This window comes from Chryseobacterium daecheongense, from assembly GCA_027920525.1.
Taxonomy (GTDB): domain Bacteria; phylum Bacteroidota; class Bacteroidia; order Flavobacteriales; family Weeksellaceae; genus Chryseobacterium; species Chryseobacterium proteolyticum.
In genome coordinates this window covers 3,826,151-3,842,651 of record CP115858.1, presented here as the reverse complement: position 1 = coordinate 3,842,651, position 16,501 = coordinate 3,826,151, and the positions used below count along the sequence as shown (strand labels likewise).

At 32.4% G+C, this 16,501-nt stretch carries 13 protein-coding genes and 1 tRNA gene; 5 read left to right on the top strand and 9 right to left on the bottom strand.

Features of this window, described 5'->3' with window-relative positions; translation table 11 throughout:
• Positions 1-34: 34 nt before the first annotated feature.
• Positions 35-940 carry an AraC family transcriptional regulator gene (locus PFY10_17095; GenBank protein ID WBV55928.1) on the bottom strand — a complete coding sequence of 302 codons (906 nt, stop codon included), beginning with the start codon at positions 938-940 and terminating at the stop codon, positions 35-37.
• A gap of 132 nt (positions 941-1,072) precedes the next feature.
• Between PFY10_17095 and PFY10_17090 the strand changes: the two genes are divergently transcribed.
• Entirely contained in the window at positions 1,073-1,558 is a 486-nt protein-coding gene (locus PFY10_17090; protein WBV55927.1) for a DUF4822 domain-containing protein, read from the top strand.
• 197 nt (positions 1,559-1,755) lie between these two features.
• Positions 1,756-3,936: an outer membrane beta-barrel protein gene (locus PFY10_17085; GenBank protein ID WBV55926.1), complete on the top strand. Its 2,181-nt coding sequence runs from the start codon at positions 1,756-1,758 to the stop codon at positions 3,934-3,936.
• Positions 3,937-4,025: 89 nt separating this feature from the next.
• Here PFY10_17085 and map read toward each other — a convergent pair whose 3' ends face one another.
• The 8 genes from map to mce form a co-directional block, all read right to left on the bottom strand.
• Positions 4,026-4,790, bottom strand: a complete 765-nt coding sequence (gene map, locus PFY10_17080; protein WBV55925.1) for a type I methionyl aminopeptidase — start codon at positions 4,788-4,790, stop codon at positions 4,026-4,028.
• A gap of 460 nt (positions 4,791-5,250) precedes the next feature.
• The gene (locus tag PFY10_17075) at positions 5,251-6,231 is read right to left on the bottom strand and encodes a hypothetical protein (GenBank protein WBV55924.1); all 981 of its coding nucleotides are present in this window, start codon (positions 6,229-6,231) and stop codon (positions 5,251-5,253) included.
• A gap of 265 nt (positions 6,232-6,496) precedes the next feature.
• Positions 6,497-6,877: a hypothetical protein gene (locus PFY10_17070; protein ID WBV55923.1), complete on the bottom strand. Its 381-nt coding sequence runs from the start codon at positions 6,875-6,877 to the stop codon at positions 6,497-6,499.
• 38 nt (positions 6,878-6,915) lie between these two features.
• A complete protein-coding gene (locus PFY10_17065; GenBank protein ID WBV55922.1) occupies positions 6,916-7,266 on the bottom strand; it encodes a hypothetical protein in 351 nt (116 codons plus the stop codon).
• Between the two features lie 61 nt (positions 7,267-7,327).
• The gene (locus tag PFY10_17060) at positions 7,328-11,614 is read right to left on the bottom strand and encodes a hypothetical protein (protein WBV55921.1); all 4,287 of its coding nucleotides are present in this window, start codon (positions 11,612-11,614) and stop codon (positions 7,328-7,330) included.
• Positions 11,601-12,152 (bottom strand): hypothetical protein, encoded by a 552-nt coding sequence (locus PFY10_17055; protein ID WBV55920.1) that lies wholly within the window; start codon positions 12,150-12,152, stop codon positions 11,601-11,603. Before PFY10_17055 ends, PFY10_17060 begins: the two co-directional genes overlap by 14 nt.
• Positions 12,153-12,458: 306 nt before the next feature.
• A tRNA-Ile gene (locus PFY10_17050) sits at positions 12,459-12,532 on the bottom strand.
• Positions 12,533-12,594: 62 nt separating this feature from the next.
• Entirely contained in the window at positions 12,595-12,993 is a 399-nt protein-coding gene (gene mce / locus PFY10_17045) for a methylmalonyl-CoA epimerase (protein ID WBV55919.1), read from the bottom strand.
• A 91-nt stretch (positions 12,994-13,084) separates the two neighbouring features.
• On the opposite strand from mce, the gene rbfA reads away from it, so the two are divergent.
• The 3 genes from rbfA to PFY10_17030 are packed head-to-tail and all read left to right on the top strand — an operon-like array spanning position 13,085 to position 16,490.
• The gene (gene rbfA, locus PFY10_17040) at positions 13,085-13,444 is read left to right on the top strand and encodes a 30S ribosome-binding factor RbfA (protein WBV55918.1); all 360 of its coding nucleotides are present in this window, start codon (positions 13,085-13,087) and stop codon (positions 13,442-13,444) included.
• A gap of 3 nt (positions 13,445-13,447) precedes the next feature.
• Positions 13,448-14,653, top strand: coding sequence for an ABC transporter permease (locus tag PFY10_17035; GenBank protein WBV55917.1), 1,206 nt, complete (start codon positions 13,448-13,450; stop codon positions 14,651-14,653).
• Positions 14,654-14,702: 49 nt separating this feature from the next.
• On the top strand, positions 14,703-16,490 hold the full coding sequence (locus tag PFY10_17030; protein WBV55916.1) for an endonuclease: 1,788 nt from the start codon (positions 14,703-14,705) through the stop codon (positions 16,488-16,490).
• Positions 16,491-16,501 lie beyond the last annotated feature (11 nt).

Genomic DNA, 16,501 nt, shown 5'->3' with positions numbered 1-16,501 from the left:
GTCCTTCTTGCTCCGGAATGTCAGAATATACCTATTACCTGCCAATATTTACAAACATCCTACGGTATTCCAATGGTGAGATATCTGTGTGTTTTTTGAAAAAATGACTGAATTGTTCAGGCGTACTGAATGCAAGGTGATAAGCAATTTCTTTTATTGTTTTAGCAGAAAATTGCAATAATCTTTTTGATTCGGCGATCACTTGTACCGCAATGACCTCTTTAGCTCCTTTACCGCTTTTCTTTTTTGATATATCGGATAATTTACGGGGTGAAACGGATAGGTGTTCTGCATAGTACAATACATCATGCATCTTGTTATATTGCTGACTGAGTAATTCAAGAAACCTGCGATAGATCTGATTGTCGAAATCGTCAATTCCATCCTGAAATGAAGGCATCGCATTGGCCAGCTTAATCATCAGAATTTTTAAATAGGCTGCCATAGCATCTAATTTATTGGGATAATCGGCACTTTCATATTCTTTAAAAAGAATCTCACAAACCCCAATCAGTTCAGTGAAGTCCTTTTCCTGTAAAGGAAAATTCTGATGAAGGGCAGCATCATTAAAAAGCAGCAATTTACAATTGGAGGCACTTGAAGGTGCCTTTTCCCAAAAGCAATCTCCAAAGCTTATTTCATATCCGGACAACTGATTGGGATGGGATAAAGAAAATATTTGTCCTTTCGATATGACAAATACCTCCGGCCCCTGAATATTAAATTGTTTCCCATCAATAATGATGCTTCCGTTTCCTTCGTGAACAATGAGCACTCTGTTATAGGTAACACTGACTACATCCGTTTTTTCCAGAACCGAATGATCCAGTTTAACCACCTGAAAAGAATCCTTTATTTCCTTATCGAAGATGAGCACTTCATCATACATATTATATGCTTCTCTAATGGTTCCAAAAGTACGAATATCAAAAAAGTTCACAACAGATCTGCCATACTATTTCCGGAATCACAAAATAGCAACAATCAATGATGCTTTTTACAACAAAAGGAATGTTTTATACAATCTTTTGATTTTTATAAACGATAAGTTTGTCCTGTTTAAAACCTATTTATGATGAACATTTTAAAAAAGCTATTTTACGGACTGTATGTATTGATGATGATATCTGTAATCTCATGCTCCGACAATAATGACGAAACTACTGTTGGGGAAACCGTTCTCACCCCTTCACAGATACTTTCGTCTACTCCATGGGAAACAACCCATGCTAAAAACCAAAATGGACAGCCGGTTCCTTTAACGGACACTCATGTAACGAACTTTGTAGGCTTTGCTTATTTTAAAGCAGATGGTACATTTACGATGTATAATCTTGATGATTCTCCTAAAATGCATGGAGACTGGTCCGTTTCTGCAGACGGAGCAACCAGAACTATCATAGCAAAAGATGCGAACGGAAACGTACTTTTTACAAGAATAGTAAAAATTACAGTTTTAACGGAACAGGAATTTACTTACAGAATATTTCCTGATGTTAATGATCCATCTGTATATTATGATATCATCCATACTCCAACAACTCATCCCGAGCCTTAGGCTCTTTTTATAATAAGTGAAAGCCGGTTCAATGAGCCGGCTTTGTTTTTTACTCATTTCTCTTCCAAAATAGGGCAGCTCTGCTTTACATACTTTGGAATATATTTATTTTCTTGATTTTTTTTCATTTTTTTCCCAATATGGATGTAACATATGTCACCCTATGGTTGTCTTATCAATTGAAACGCCCCTTGAAAATGAAAATAATAACATGTACAATCGCCCTATTAACCGCTTCTTTAGCTTTGGCTCAGGCCAAAAAAGACACCGTTAAACTAAAAGACATAGAAGCAGTTACTTTAGTGGTAAGAAAACCGACAGTGGAATCCAAAGTTGACAGGACGGTTTTTAATGTAGCCAACAGCTCCATCCTGGCCGGAAATACCACCTGGGATGTACTGAGAATGACTCCTTTAGTAAGTATAGATAATAATGATGCTATTAAAGCAGAAGGCGAGAACGTTACGGTTTATATTAATGACAGAAAATCTGTTTTTACAGGAAAAGAACTAAAAGAATATCTGGCAACAATTCCCGCCGATAATCTCATGAAAATCGAGGTGATCACCAGTCCTTCTTCCCGTTATGAAACGACAGGGTCCGTCATTAATATCGTACTGAAAAAGCGGGATGATGAAGGAATGAAAGGAAGCATCACCCTGAATAACAGACAAAACAGAAAAAATTCGCAATACACCAACTTCAACCTGAATTACCATAAGAAAAAATTTACACAAACGGTTATTGGAAGTTATAGTGACAATACATGGGTACAAACCAATTCGATTGTTAATTCCCTGTATGAAAATAATGATATTACCACAATCAATACTTTAAACACAGATAAAAGTAAAAGTCCCTCCATTTCTTCCACTTCAGAATATGAGCTGAACGATAAAAACAACATCGGTTTTATTGTGGAATATTATCAAAGTAAAAGAACGTCTTCATCAGAAGCGGAGGCAAGCAATTATGCCAATGACCAGTTCAAGTATTCTTATGATCAGAGCCAAAACTTAGCGGGTATGAATCGTACTTTGGGAACCAATCTGTTTTACAAGTATTATGATAAAGAAAAAAACAGGATCTTGGATGTCAATTTAGGGACGAACTACGACTCTCAAAAAGATTCCAATGATTTCCTGAAAACATTTAGCAATAAACCGATTCCGGATCAAATAGGAGTTAATTCCAACAATCAGATGCGTAACTATTATATCAAAATTGATTATACGCAATCCATTGGAAAGTCGGGAGCCACATTTGAAGCCGGAGGAAAAATAGATTTCAATAATAATGTTGCTCCTTATTATTTGACGGGGAACAAGCTTGATCTGCTTCAAAAAACAGATAAATTCCATTATGAAGATAATATCAGTTCCCTTTATGCCAATTTTAGTAAAACCTTTTTTAAGAAGCTGGAAACCAGAGTCGGGATACGCTATGAATATATTGATTTCAAAGTAAGACAGGATATTGCAGGAACTTCAAGAAAAGACGGCTATGGTACTTTCCTTCCGAATCTATTGTTAAAATATTCTTTTTCAGATAAGTACGATCTAAGCCTTACCTACAACCGTAATATCTGGCGTCCGTGGTATGCCGAGTTCAACCCTTTCCTTCTACCTAATAATGATGGGATCTACTCCAGAGGAAATATCGACTTACAACCCAACCCAAGCGACAGGCTTTATCTGAAATTCGGAATCTTGAAAAAATATTTCCTTTCTGCCAGATACATGTTTACCAAACAAGATTACTGGACCACGTATAGTACTCAGGTAGTTAATACACCTGGAGATCCCGACAACCCTACAAAAGAAATAACAGTGACCTATCCCGGCAATTTTAGCGGAAAGGTTCAGAAATACTACCTGTTTGCCAATACCAACCAGACTTTTCTGAAGAATAAATTAAATGTAAATGTAGGCTTTGGCTGGTATTATATTGACAACAGTGATTTCAATCAAAGGAATGACCTGAAAGCAAGAGACTACATCAGCTATTGGGGAGGATCAACCAACCTTTCGTACACCAACCTGTTTAACAAGAATATTAATCTAAGTGCTTGGGTAGAAATATCCAATCAGAATAACGGGAACTCTTACGCCAATAAAACGAATGTATTCCACAATATTTCCATGACAAAAATATTCCCAAAAACACAGATGGAAGTCAGCCTTCAGCTGATGAATATTTTCCAGAGACCGAACTTTGATTCCACGACCTTCAGTCCTGTGGGAACTTTCAGAAATTCCACCCAATCCGATTGGTACGGAGTTTCCCTGTCTTTTGTGAAACGTTTCGGAAACCAGAAAGTAAAAACCAATACAAAGACCGATGTCGAAAAAGGCGGCGGTGGCGGCGGAGAAAAGTAAATACTATTTTAATTGTTACTAATAGAAAAGGACTTTTTGAAATTCAAAAAGTCCTTTCTTTATCCGTTCGGAACCGAACTCTTATAATCTTAATTAAGAATCCCGTTCATCTCTGTTAAAATTACCGGCTTCCCATCAGTCACGATGATTGTATGTTCATGCTGTGCCATGTACCCACCTTTATTTCCTACCATGGTCCATCCGTCATTCAGCTCAACGGCAAGGCTGGAAGTGGTTGAGATAAATGTTTCGATAGCAACAACCGAATTCTTTTTGAATCGTCTGGAATCATAACGGTTTTTATAATTCAGCAGATCATCCGGCTGTTCGTGCAGACTTCTTCCAATGCCATGCCCGGCAAGATTTTTAATCACTTTAAAACCTCTTTTCTTAGCCTCAGTCTCCATAAGCCATCCGATATCTGAAATTTTAACCCCACCTTTAATACTGTTAATTGCTTTTTCAAGAATATTTTTAGAAGCATCCACTAATTTCTGATGCTGATGAACATCTTCCCCAATAATAAACGAACCTCCATTATCCGCCCAGAATCCATTTAACTCTGCTGAAACATCGATATTAATTAAATCTCCTTCTTTCAGAACTCTTTCTTCCGTTGGAATACCATGGCAGAATTCATTATCTACGCTGATGCATGTCCAACCTGGAAATCCATAGGTCAGATAAGGAGCCGATTTAGCGCCAAAGTCAGAAAGTATTTTTGCTCCAAACTCATCAAGTTCTTTTGTCGTCATTCCAGGTTGAGCATAGTTGGTCATTTCCTTTAAGGTATAGGCAACTGCTTCACTTGCTTTTTGCATTCCTATTAATTCGGATTCGTTTGTTATTGACATTGTTATTTGTTTACGTAGGTTATTTTTGAATCGTTGTTCACAAAATTTACTGGAAACTACAAAGTTAGGCAATTAGAGCACAGGATGATGTGGCAGAAAAAAATTTCTTAGTGAAAATATTGTAGATAAATCTGAGTAATGTTTGATTAAAAATTCCTATCTACGCTTTTTGTTCGATGTTTAAAAACAAAATATTGATCGGTATAAAAAAACCGCTCACATTACTATAAGCTGTTTAATTTTCTGTGGTCCCACCTGTAATGTCCCCGGTGTATTTACTTGGAGTCAGATGGAGTTAGATTTACTTTATATCAGCTATTTATTAAAATATTGTAATTGTGTGAAGCGCTGTGGATGCAGATGGGTTTAAGCGTGTTTAGGCTTAAAAAAATACTTTCTGATACAGAAATTTCCTAGTCTTGACAATTTTACAAAGAATAGTATGAAATTGGCAATATAATTAATTTCCAACTTCTTCATCAAGATATGTGAATAAGTTGGGTTGATTTTTTTCATAATCCTTTTTTTGTCGATGGTTTTTTCCTTCTTTCGTTTCAATCGGTTTTTCGTTCTCAAAATAATGATTTACCCTTATAACATCATAACCAGTGATTTTAACTGCTCCATCATTATCAATTTTTTTCTTCACAATAAGTGCGCAATTTATTGAAGAGCCATTCTTAAATTCTATTTTGCCATTTTGGACTAATGTTTTAAACTCATTAGATTTCATATTAAAGTTAATAGGTTCACCGTTTAAATATCCTGTCCATTTGTAATGTCCTTTTTTCAAAACAGGGGAAATTATTTCTATTATTGCATCTTCAATTTCAATAGGATCTAAATCGTCACTAATCAAAATGAACTCTTTAAATTCATTCTTTTTAACAACTCTCTCATTTTGAATCCTACTTTTGTTTTCATCAGTCACCTCAAATGAAATCTTATCTACTTTTGGATATTTCTCTAAAGTTTCATAAAAGTTAGATTTACGCTTTTTTATCACTGGGTTTTCAAGAATATTAACTGAATTTTCTTTTTTTAATTTATCAATTTCTAACTTTAATTTCTCTTTTTGCAGATCACTCATTTCTGTATCTTCAAAAATTTTATCTATAAATTTTTCAGAGATTTTGGTTAACGGAACTATTAATATTACAGAAAGTAAGGCAGTGATAATTGCTGTGGATATAGTTGCTTTTTTATTTTCTTCTTTTGATATTACTTTTAACCATCTTTTTAATCCACCTTCCCCAAATGGCTCTGTCTCAATGGAAATATTTAAAGAATAAATCTTCGCAACTTCTTTAATTATTCCCAATACTTCATATTCACACCTATTCTGAACAATAGCATCCATTGTGTGTGTATTATCATTAAACCAATAGTGAATTTCAAGTCTACTTTGGCTTTCTATATATGATTCTAGTCTTTCAGTCATTATTTGTTAAAAGTCAAATATATATAATATTTCAATAGTGATTTTTGAAAATAATTAAGGAAATTTATTTCCTTAAAAAGTTCCGGAGAAATTTTATCATATAAAAAGTTATTCTTTAAATTTGAGTAATAATCTAAAAATATTAAAGTGAAGTATATTTTATAAAAACTTCTACAAATTATTTTCTCTAATGCTATTCTAAAATTTTATCAAAAAAATTGAGAACAGCCTAATCAGGCTGCTCTACTTGATTTTCTGACATTAACTAAACCTTTCGTTTTAATTTTGAAACTTTCTGCAATTTTTGAAAATAATTATTCCACATTTTTTCTTCATCACTTTTTGAAGCATGTCCACTTGAAGGATTTGTACCATCATTGTAAAGAAAAACTGTTTCAATTTTCCCATTAGAATCTCTCCTAACTCCTCTTTCTCCATCAAAAGAAAGCTCTAATAGTAATTTCTCAGTAAACCCATTATATTTTGTATAGATCGGGTTATCATTGTAGCTTTTCCCAACATGCTCTTTAAAACTCAGATCATTAAATCCAAGAGGCATATATTCTCTATTGAAAGCCATCCATTCATCTTTATCATTTCTTGCAATTCCGTAAGGTAGGTTTATTCTAAAAAAATTTGTTAGCATAATTATATATTATTTTAAGTTCTGTAATATTATATGATTTATAAATTCCAAGTATTAATAACTTTATTTACAGACTGTTTTTCAACTTTTCCTGTCAATAATTTCCCATTTTCTGAAATATAAATATTATGTTGACCTTTATACGGCTCAGTATCACTTTTGACAATATAAAGTCCAAAATCAAGACGCATTCTTTTTGAAATTATTGGAAATATAATTTTGGGGGATTCATTTTTACTATAAATTTCATAATGGTGATTAAAATATTTTAACCATGAAAAAATACCGATAACTTCATCCTCCGTAAAATCAAATGAAGTTTCGTCAACTATTTTAATATCTTCAGGAAGTCGTTTCTGAAATTCTTTTAAATACTTACTTTTTATCATTTTATATTAAATTTTATATTAAAATAATCAAATAGATTTAATTTATTTATATTTTTTTTATTCATATTGTTTTTAATGTAATATTAGGATTACCATACAAATGCATCGCTAATCTCCCTTCAGGCACATAAAATGAATCTGAAATTTCTTGTTGATAATCAGCTAAACTATTGTTTGCTAAATACACAGATTCACTTATTGTATATCCCTCTCTAAAGTTTTCTAAAAAAAATCTTAACCAAAAAGATGGGATAGTAGCTTCTAATGCCCAAAATGGAGCTATTACAGAACTATAACCATATTGAATTAATTCATAAATGAGAGATTGAACCTTATTTGAAAACAAGTCTTCATTAATAGACCCTGAATGACAAATAAATAATATTGCTATTTTTCCATAACCAAAAATTTTTTCTTTGTTAACAACAAATTTTTCTTCATTAACAGAAACCACCTTAAAACCAATTTCATCTAATTCTCCATGAGCAAAAAAGATATTAATATCCTTATCAAATGGCACCTCAGGAATGCTTTTAGTAAAAGTTTTTATTTTAAATTCGTCAAAAACAGGTTTTATTTTGTCATATCCTAGATTTAACGTAGGATCCCCATCTTCAATAGGTATCCAACAATTTATTAGTAAATTTTCTATTATTACCTCATCGCAATTTTCTATAAACCAATCGATTAATAAAACATTTGTAATAGGTTTATTTGAGCCAATAAAATCTCCATTATTTACAATTAGATTAAATGGAGTTTTAGAAACTTCTAAATTTGTGGTAATAAGTAGTTCTTCAAACTCCTCTTTTATATCTATTGAAGTATACTTTAATTCCTCTATCAACTCTGAATAATGTTCTTCTTGTTCTTCAATTCCATAATAATCAGCAGAATTAAAGTAAAATTTATTTTTACTCTTTAAAAAATTATAATTAGAGTGCCAAGTCATGGCATCTTTAATCATAATTTTTTTCTCATGATTAATCATAAGATAATAAACTTTATTTTTATGACTAAAAAAGTATACGAATAATTGTTTTGGCTTTAATGTTAGTTTATCTAAAATATTTTTCAAATATTGATCAAATATGTCACTATTTGAATTATTAATAATAAACCCTACTTCTTCACCACTAACATTATTGCTTTCTTTATAAATAAGGCGAATATCGTTAAGAACAATTCCAGTTAATAGTATGCTTTCAAAATCATTTTCCTTTATGGCATTTTCAATAATGACATTTGTATCCATTTCAAGATTGGTTATCTCAGATACAAAATCATAAACATAATACGTTGAAAATATCCTTTTTAAGTTCTTAATAAAATTTTCTTTTGTATCTGCATTATAAAAATGTCTACTTTTTATAGGTAAGACATCTTCTTCATTTAAAATATCTTCTATTGATTTAATAATATCATCCACATTTACAGTCTTAAATCCTTCATCATTTAGTCTTTTTACATTATAAAAATAATTCAACCAAGGTATTGCCCCCTTATCTCCATATTTAAAAATACGCTCTCTATTTTTACTGAAAAACACAATAGAATCATCTACTATTTTTTCTCTATCTTTTTGTTTTCTATTTGCTATAGATAAATAATATGTTAAATGAGCTTTCTGAAAATCATATTCTTCTAATTTTAAACTTATCATAAAATTAAATACATCATCTAGAACTTCAGGCAATTCTAAACTTCTAGCAAACTTTAAAATATTATAAAATACATCTATTGCTTCCGTATACGGTAATTTGTCAACTACAGATAATGAGTTAAGATAAAAGCAACTATAAATAAGGGAATTAAATTTATTACGTTGCTGATCAGAACACATAAATAATGTTCCCCAACCTTTGAATTCCTTTCCTTCTTTTATTGCAATTGCAAATATTTCTTCGGATAAATTTCTTGCTTGTTGATATAGGAAATTATGATTTAAAGCTGAAATTATATTGCTAGCACCCAAATAGAAATAATCATTCAAATTATACTTTGCTTTAAAATATCGAATGATGGCTAGCATTAATAAATAGTTTTCTATTTCTTCTGGTTCATATTTTTTGATTGTTAAAGTTGAAATCACATCTATCGCTAGAGAAATAATTTCCTTCTCCTCTTCTTTTGAATATTTATGTTCAAAATCTAATGTAGTAACGCTAAACTTATTATTTTTTTTAAAGTTTTTTTCTAAACTTTGAAAAACTTGATCGCTGTTATATTTTACCGATTTAAACTTTATAGTTTTTTTTAATTTGACGTTATTTAGATACCTCAATGAGATTCTGAAATAATGCAGTAAATGTATATAACCATTAACATTAATTTCAGAAAAGACATTAATTAATTGATGTCTGTATGAAGTTAATTTGTATTTGCTAAAAGTTATATAGTGAAATATATTTGTTATTCTAAATAATATAACTTTATTTGCCAAATGATTTAATTTACCTTCAGGATTAGTTAGATATTGACGTTTTAGCGTTTCAGATAAGAGAGTTAATTCATATTCAATATTTCCCTCTTCACTTTCATAATTATAATTGTCAAGATAAATCTGCATCTTTGCATCTGAAGGCAGTACAGGAGTTTCTAACCAGTATATTTTATTTTTGATTTCATATACAGGAACGGGATAATATAAAAAGTTTAAAAGATTGTTGTTAAAATCGTCTTCATCATCATAGTATGTGAAGCCACTTAGAATATCTTGTTTTATTTTGTTTTTATTCCTGATAATTTGTCCTTTTTGAAAAGCTCCTGTAACTAAATAATTATTTAATAAAATAATATCTAAGACAGGTATTTCATTTAATATTAAACCAGAATATTTATTATAATTAGTCAAAATAATTGGAATATATGGCTTTTCTCCAGTGTTATTTAAAACTTTTAATTTTTCCGTTATTTTTGAAATCTCAAGACTAATTTTGTCTAAATAGTCAAGATTTTCTTTTTTCTCAATTGGAAATTGTGTAATATAAAAAGTATTAATTGATAGATAGTAATCTTGGAGTTCTAAAAGAATCACATTTGAAATTTCCTCATCAATTATAATTTTACAATATTCAATATCTGTAAGTTCAGACAATATGTAATTTTTGAACCTCTGTTGTTTCCCAACTAAATCTATTGTCAAAGTTTCACAATAGCTCTCTAGCAACAAACTATAATTTGGTGCTTTAAGTAATGAAAATGATAAATATATTTTATTATCACTTTCAAATAAGGGTTTTCGCCAAAAATATGGAGAATCATTTTTGTCAGTAATAGAATTAATTACAGGAACTATTTTATCACTATCCAAGTTTGTGATAAAGCTAATTTTCTCAATCAATAAATCTTTATTAATAACAAAGGGTATATTCTTTATAGTATAGTTTTTACTAAAAACTTCTTGTGATACTTTTTTCACTAATTGAGAAATAGAACTAAATATTTTAATTAAATCAATTAAATCTAATCCCCCATAGTCATCCTTTGAAAATATATTTCCTGTTCTAAGAGATAAAACAGCATCACGAATAAATGATTCATTGGAGTTTTTATAACCTACATTTGGAAAAATTTCTCCCTTTTGAATTTTTATAGAATCAAAATACTTTTCTCTTCTTTTTTCTTTTAAAAAGCTTTTCAATCCATAAGAGTATTCACTATAGTTATTTAGACTTCTTACTTCCCCTATAACTTCTAAAGTGGTCAGTTTTATATTTTTCTCAGATTTTTTTATTTTAATTACCTTGGCATCTTCTTCAATAAATACATTTCCATTTTCATACTTCACAATTTCATAAAAAGAATTAAATGCATAGAGCTCTGAAGCTAAACTCCATAATTTCGTAGATGATTCTGCTAATAAAAAATCTGGGAAATCATCAATACATTTTTTTCCTATTAATTCTTTACCTAACAAAATGAAAAACTCTAAAAGAATAATAACAACATCACCTCCCTTTTCCATTCCTTGCCCTACAGGAATATTTAAACCATTTTCAAAATTAATCTTTTCAAAAACAGCTGATTCCAAATTAATTACATTACGTTCATCTCTAGTTGACTTTAATTGCTCGAAATAAAATTTTTGAATTTCGTTATAATGATAATTAACTACTACATATATAAATCTTATAGATTCTTCATAGGTAAGTTTGAGTGCCTCAAAAACTTCTATAAATCCCTTATAACAATTTCTGAATATTTGATGGCACAAAAATAAAAAGTCAATAATATCTTTGTTTTCATCCCCTAAATTCTCATCTTCAATTAATTCATTTAATTTCTCAATGTCAAATTCTAATGAAAAAGGATTTTCTTTTAATATGATTTCTCTATATAATTCCATGGTTATAAATAATTATAATAAAAATAACAAAATTGAGAAAGTCTTCTTTGAAGCTATTAAAACGTTCTTCATTTACATACAACGGAATACGGTCATATCTTTTTAAAGCATATTTTTTAACCTCTATTCCAATATTCTGTTTAACAGGTTCGATAAAGTCAAATTTAAAATACGCTTCTTTGCTTTTTTTGAAATGTATGTATTCTTTCTCCAAAAATTTTAGAATTTCACGATCTGTTATTATAGTGATAAGTTGGTCAGCATTAGAAATAATTTCTGCCAGATAATCTTTACTATCCTCAAAACCGTATAAATAATTGATTTCCTTTACCCAGTTAAATAAGAAACTCCCTTCATTGTACTCAAAATACTTTGAAGCATATTTGAACAGGAAAAATAATTCTTCTTCGGAAAACTTATTCAGATTACTTTCAAAGTATGCAGGATCAAGATTTTTCTTCTCTAAAAAGTAATTTAAAAATCTAAATATCTTTACCGAAGATTTGATCGGAATTTCTGTTAAATCATATTCAGTCATAAAACAGGGCTTTCGGAAGAACTAAGATAAAAATATTTGGTGGAATCTGAAGGGATATCGGAGATTGACGAAAATGGAAATTTTCTCAATCTCTTTAGGCAAAGGCAATACAGATATAAAGCAGGAGAATAACTTCTGTAATTTTGAAATCACAAAGTCATTTTAATTTTTATTTTAAAATAGAACCATATTCTTGAAAAGTCAATCCAGCAAGGCTTTTCCGAGAAAGTTTAAGCGTATATTTCAGCGTTGTGATTTTGGGAAATAAAAAAGCCCCATGAATAGGGGCTTGTCGAGTTTTTGTAGTGGTCCCACCTGGGCTCGAACCAGGGACCACCTGATTATGAGTCAGGTGCTCTAACCAACTGAGCTATAGGACCTCAAAACTTGGTTAAATTTTGTGCTTGCAAAAATAGTAAAATTTCTTTCACTACAAAACTTTTTATGACTTTTCTTGACAAAGTTCTACGAGCACTCCGTTGGTGGATTTAGGATGAAGGAATACAACTAATTTGTTATCAGCACCTTCTTTCGGCTCTTCGGAGATAAATTGAAAACCTTCTTTTTTTAATCTTTTTACTTCTTCGACGATATTTTCAACACCAAAAGCCAGGTGATGGATGCCCTCTCCCTTTTTATCGATGAATTTTGAGATCGGACTTTCAGGGTTGCTGGCTTCAAGAAGCTCGATTTTGCTTTCACCGGTTCCATAAAACGAGGTCACTACTCCTTCCCTTTCTACGGTTTCTTTTTTGTAGGAAGGTTTTCCTAAAAGCTTTTCAAAAAGTTCATCGGAAACCCCTAAAGATTTTACGGCAATGCCGATATGTTCTAACTTCATAAATAAAATACTATAATTAAATCGTAAATTTGAAATACCCATTACATTTCAAATGAGCAATTCAAACAAAAGTACTAAATTTGCATAAATTATGGAAAGTAACAGACAAAGAAAAGTAGCACAGATTATACAGGAAGATTTTGCAGAATTATTCCGCAAACAGGCAGCTGACAGCAAACAGAACATTTTGGTTTCTGTTTCAGATGTTAAAGTAACCGCAGACCTGGGAATAGCAAAGATCTACTTAAGTATTTTCCCTCAGGAATTCCGTTCAGATATTATGAAGGAGATTGAGGAGAACAAACCTCAGTACAGAAATTTCATTGGCCAGAAAATGGCTAAACAAGTTCGTATCATTCCACAGCTTAGTTTCTACCTTGACACTTCTCTTGATGATGTTGAAAAACTGGAAAAAGAATTAAGAGGCGAGGGAGACAATCCTGTATTATAAATTTTGAAAAACATTGCATTCTATATTGCTTCCCGATACCTTTTAGCAAAAAAAGGAAGCACTGCCGTTACCTTCATCACATGGTTATCCGTGGGAGCAATGATGGTTGCCGTTACTGCAATGTTTGTCATTATTTCAGTTTTCTCGGGTCTTGAGGATCTTAATAAGGACCTCATCTCTAATCTTCATGCGGATCTTACGATCAAGAGCTCTGCTGGCAAGACCTTAAAGAACCTGCCAAAAATTGAAGACCTTCTTAAAAAAAACAAAGATATTACCAGCTTTTCCCGTGTCATTGAGGAAAAAGTATACATTAATTATAACGGTAAAGGAGACATTGCCTATCTGAGAGGAGTGGATTCAGCTTACACCGTAGTCAATCCCATCAATAAAGACGTATTTTACGGCAGCTATCCAAGTTTCGATTATTCGAATGAGGTATTGATGGAAAATTCACTGGATAACAGGCTTTCGATTCCCGTGGCTTCTTCAAAGGATTATGCCACCATCTTTATGCCGAAACCAGGACTTGGGATCATCAATAAAGAGGATGATATTTATAATAAAAAAGACATTCTGGTGACCGGTATTTTTCCGGGAAAAGATCAGCTGGACAGTTACATCATTTCCCCGATAGAATTGACGGAGCAACTATTGAACCTGCCCAAAAATTCAGCCTACCAGATCGTCATCAAATTAAAAAATCCTGAAAATGCAGATATCGTTAAAGGTAAATTACTTTCTACTTTAGGCAAAGGGATTGATATCAAGACCAAAGAAGAAGAAAATGCCGCTTTCTGGAAAATGATCAATACAGAAAAGCTTTTCATCTATTTAATCTTCGCACTGGTTATTTTTATCACGACCTTTAACCTGGCAGGAGCCATTATCATTCTGCAACTGGATAAAAAAGAACAGGCCAGATCACTGATCTCGCTTGGATTCCCGTTAAGCCACCTGAGAAGAATTTACTTCTACACCGGGGTCCTTATTGTAATATCAGGGATTATTTCCGGGTTGATTCTGGGGACAGCATTATGCTATTTCCAATTGTTTACAGAATTTTTTAAAGCCAACGAAACTTTGCCGTTCCCGGTAAAGATCGTAGGTAAAAATTATATCATTGTAGCCGTTACGGCATCTCTATTCGGCTTCATTATTTCATGGGTATTTTCAAAAATAAGTAAGGAATATATTACTAAAAATTAATATACGTAAGATCGTATTTTCTTTACCTTTGCGACCCAATTTTTAAATAATGAAACGAATTTTATCTTCTTTTTTATTGGTATTAGCTTGTTTTTATACATTAGCACAAATACCTGCAGGCTATTATGATTCGGCTGTTGGATTAACCGGTCCTTCATTAAAAACCCAACTTAAGGAAATTATTTCTACCGGATATGTTCAACATACCTATAACGACCTTTGGGATGCTTATCAATCGACCGACAAAGACAATTTTTACGAGATGGATGGCACCGTTCTGGACATCTATTCCGAAAACCCTACGGGACCGGATAATTATAACTATACCTTTATAGTCAATCAATGCGGCAGCAACAATGGACCTGAAGGAACCTGCTACAACAGAGAGCATATTGTCCCTCAGAGTCTTTTCAGTGAAAACCTTCCCATGAAATCTGACATTCATTTTATACGCCCTACAGATTATAAGGTGAACGGCATGAGATCTAATTACCCTTTTGGAGTTGTAGACGTACCAACATTCGTTTCCCAAAACGGATCCAAGCTTGGAAGTTCTGCTTCCGCGGGATATACAGGTATTGTATTTGAACCTAACCATGCTTTTAAGGGCGATATAGCAAGAATGGTCCTTTATTTCGTAACAAGATATGAAGCCCAGCTTTCTACTTTCAGCACAGGGAATATTCTGGGAGGTTCTCCTTTCCCGGGGCTTCAATCTTGGGAACTTAATCAGTTGCTGGCATGGCATGCGGCAGATCCGGTGTCACCGGAGGAAATTGCAAGAAACAATGCATCTTATGCTTATCAAAACAACAGAAACCCTTATATCGATCACCCTGAATATGTGGCACTGATCTGGGGAACTCCGGTTATCGATACCCAGGCGCCAACAGCAGCGACCAACCTGATAGCCAACAACCCTACTTCTAACTCCATGTCATTGAGCTGGACGGCAGCAACAGACAATATAGGCGTAATTGGCTATGATATTTATGCAAACAATACATTCAAAACTTATGTAACAGGAACTACGGCTGTGGTTTCCGGATTATCTCCGTCTACTACGTATGATTTCTATGTAATTGCTAAGGATGCAGGCGGAAATTCATCTCCTCAAAGCAATATCGCACAAGGGACTACCTTGGCATCACCGGCAGGAGGAAGTTGTGGAACCGAAACTTTTGATGCCATACCAACCGCTCCTAATCCTAGTTCTTACATCGATAGAACATGGACGAGCAATGGAATTACATGGAATGCTACCTCTGCAAGAACGGATGAAACGATCAATGGAAAATCCATCACGATCAAAAACGGAGTCTTAACAAGCTCTACCATTTCAGGAGGTGTACAAAGCTTAACACTAACTACCCAGTTGAAGTATAGTGGAGCAGCCGGAACATTGAATGTTGAAATCAATGGAAATCTTGTCGGTACCATACCGTACAGCGCTTCCGTACAAACAACAACGATCAGCAATATTAATGTTACCGGAAATGCCGTGATCAAAATCATCACAACATCATCTGCAACAAACAGAATCGCTATGGATGATCTTAGCTGGACATGTAATTCAACATTAGCTACTGTTGATGCCACTAAAAATTCATCATCATTTGTGGTTTATCCTAATCCGGTTACAAATAATGAGCTTTATGTAAAAGGTGAACAGCTGAATAAAATTTCCAAAGCAGAGATTTATGATCTGTCGGGAAAACTGATCCGGGTGATTAACAATCCATTCAAAAATTCTAACAGAATTCATTTAAATGGTTTGACCAAAGGAAATTACATCCTAAAAACCGACAACATTTCTGCAAAATTCATTGTGGAATAATCTTAAAAATA

What these genes read in the sequence shown, in the direction of transcription:
- PFY10_17090 (WBV55927.1), top strand. Translation starts at nt 1,073, where the DNA reads ATGATGAACATTTTAAAAAAGCTATTTTACGGACTGTATGTATTGATG.
- PFY10_17085 (WBV55926.1), top strand. Translation starts at nt 1,756, where the DNA reads ATGAAAATAATAACATGTACAATCGCCCTATTAACCGCTTCTTTAGCT.
- map (WBV55925.1), bottom strand. Translation starts at nt 4,790, where the DNA reads ATGTCAATAACAAACGAATCCGAATTAATAGGAATGCAAAAAGCAAGT.
- PFY10_17075 (WBV55924.1), bottom strand. Translation starts at nt 6,231, where the DNA reads ATGACTGAAAGACTAGAATCATATATAGAAAGCCAAAGTAGACTTGAA.
- PFY10_17070 (WBV55923.1), bottom strand. Translation starts at nt 6,877, where the DNA reads ATGCTAACAAATTTTTTTAGAATAAACCTACCTTACGGAATTGCAAGA.
- PFY10_17065 (WBV55922.1), bottom strand. Translation starts at nt 7,266, where the DNA reads ATGATAAAAAGTAAGTATTTAAAAGAATTTCAGAAACGACTTCCTGAA.
- PFY10_17060 (WBV55921.1), bottom strand. Translation starts at nt 11,614, where the DNA reads ATGGAATTATATAGAGAAATCATATTAAAAGAAAATCCTTTTTCATTA.
- PFY10_17055 (WBV55920.1), bottom strand. Translation starts at nt 12,152, where the DNA reads ATGACTGAATATGATTTAACAGAAATTCCGATCAAATCTTCGGTAAAG.
- mce (WBV55919.1), bottom strand. Translation starts at nt 12,993, where the DNA reads ATGAAGTTAGAACATATCGGCATTGCCGTAAAATCTTTAGGGGTTTCC.
- rbfA (WBV55918.1), top strand. Translation starts at nt 13,085, where the DNA reads ATGGAAAGTAACAGACAAAGAAAAGTAGCACAGATTATACAGGAAGAT.
- PFY10_17030 (WBV55916.1), top strand. Translation starts at nt 14,703, where the DNA reads ATGAAACGAATTTTATCTTCTTTTTTATTGGTATTAGCTTGTTTTTAT.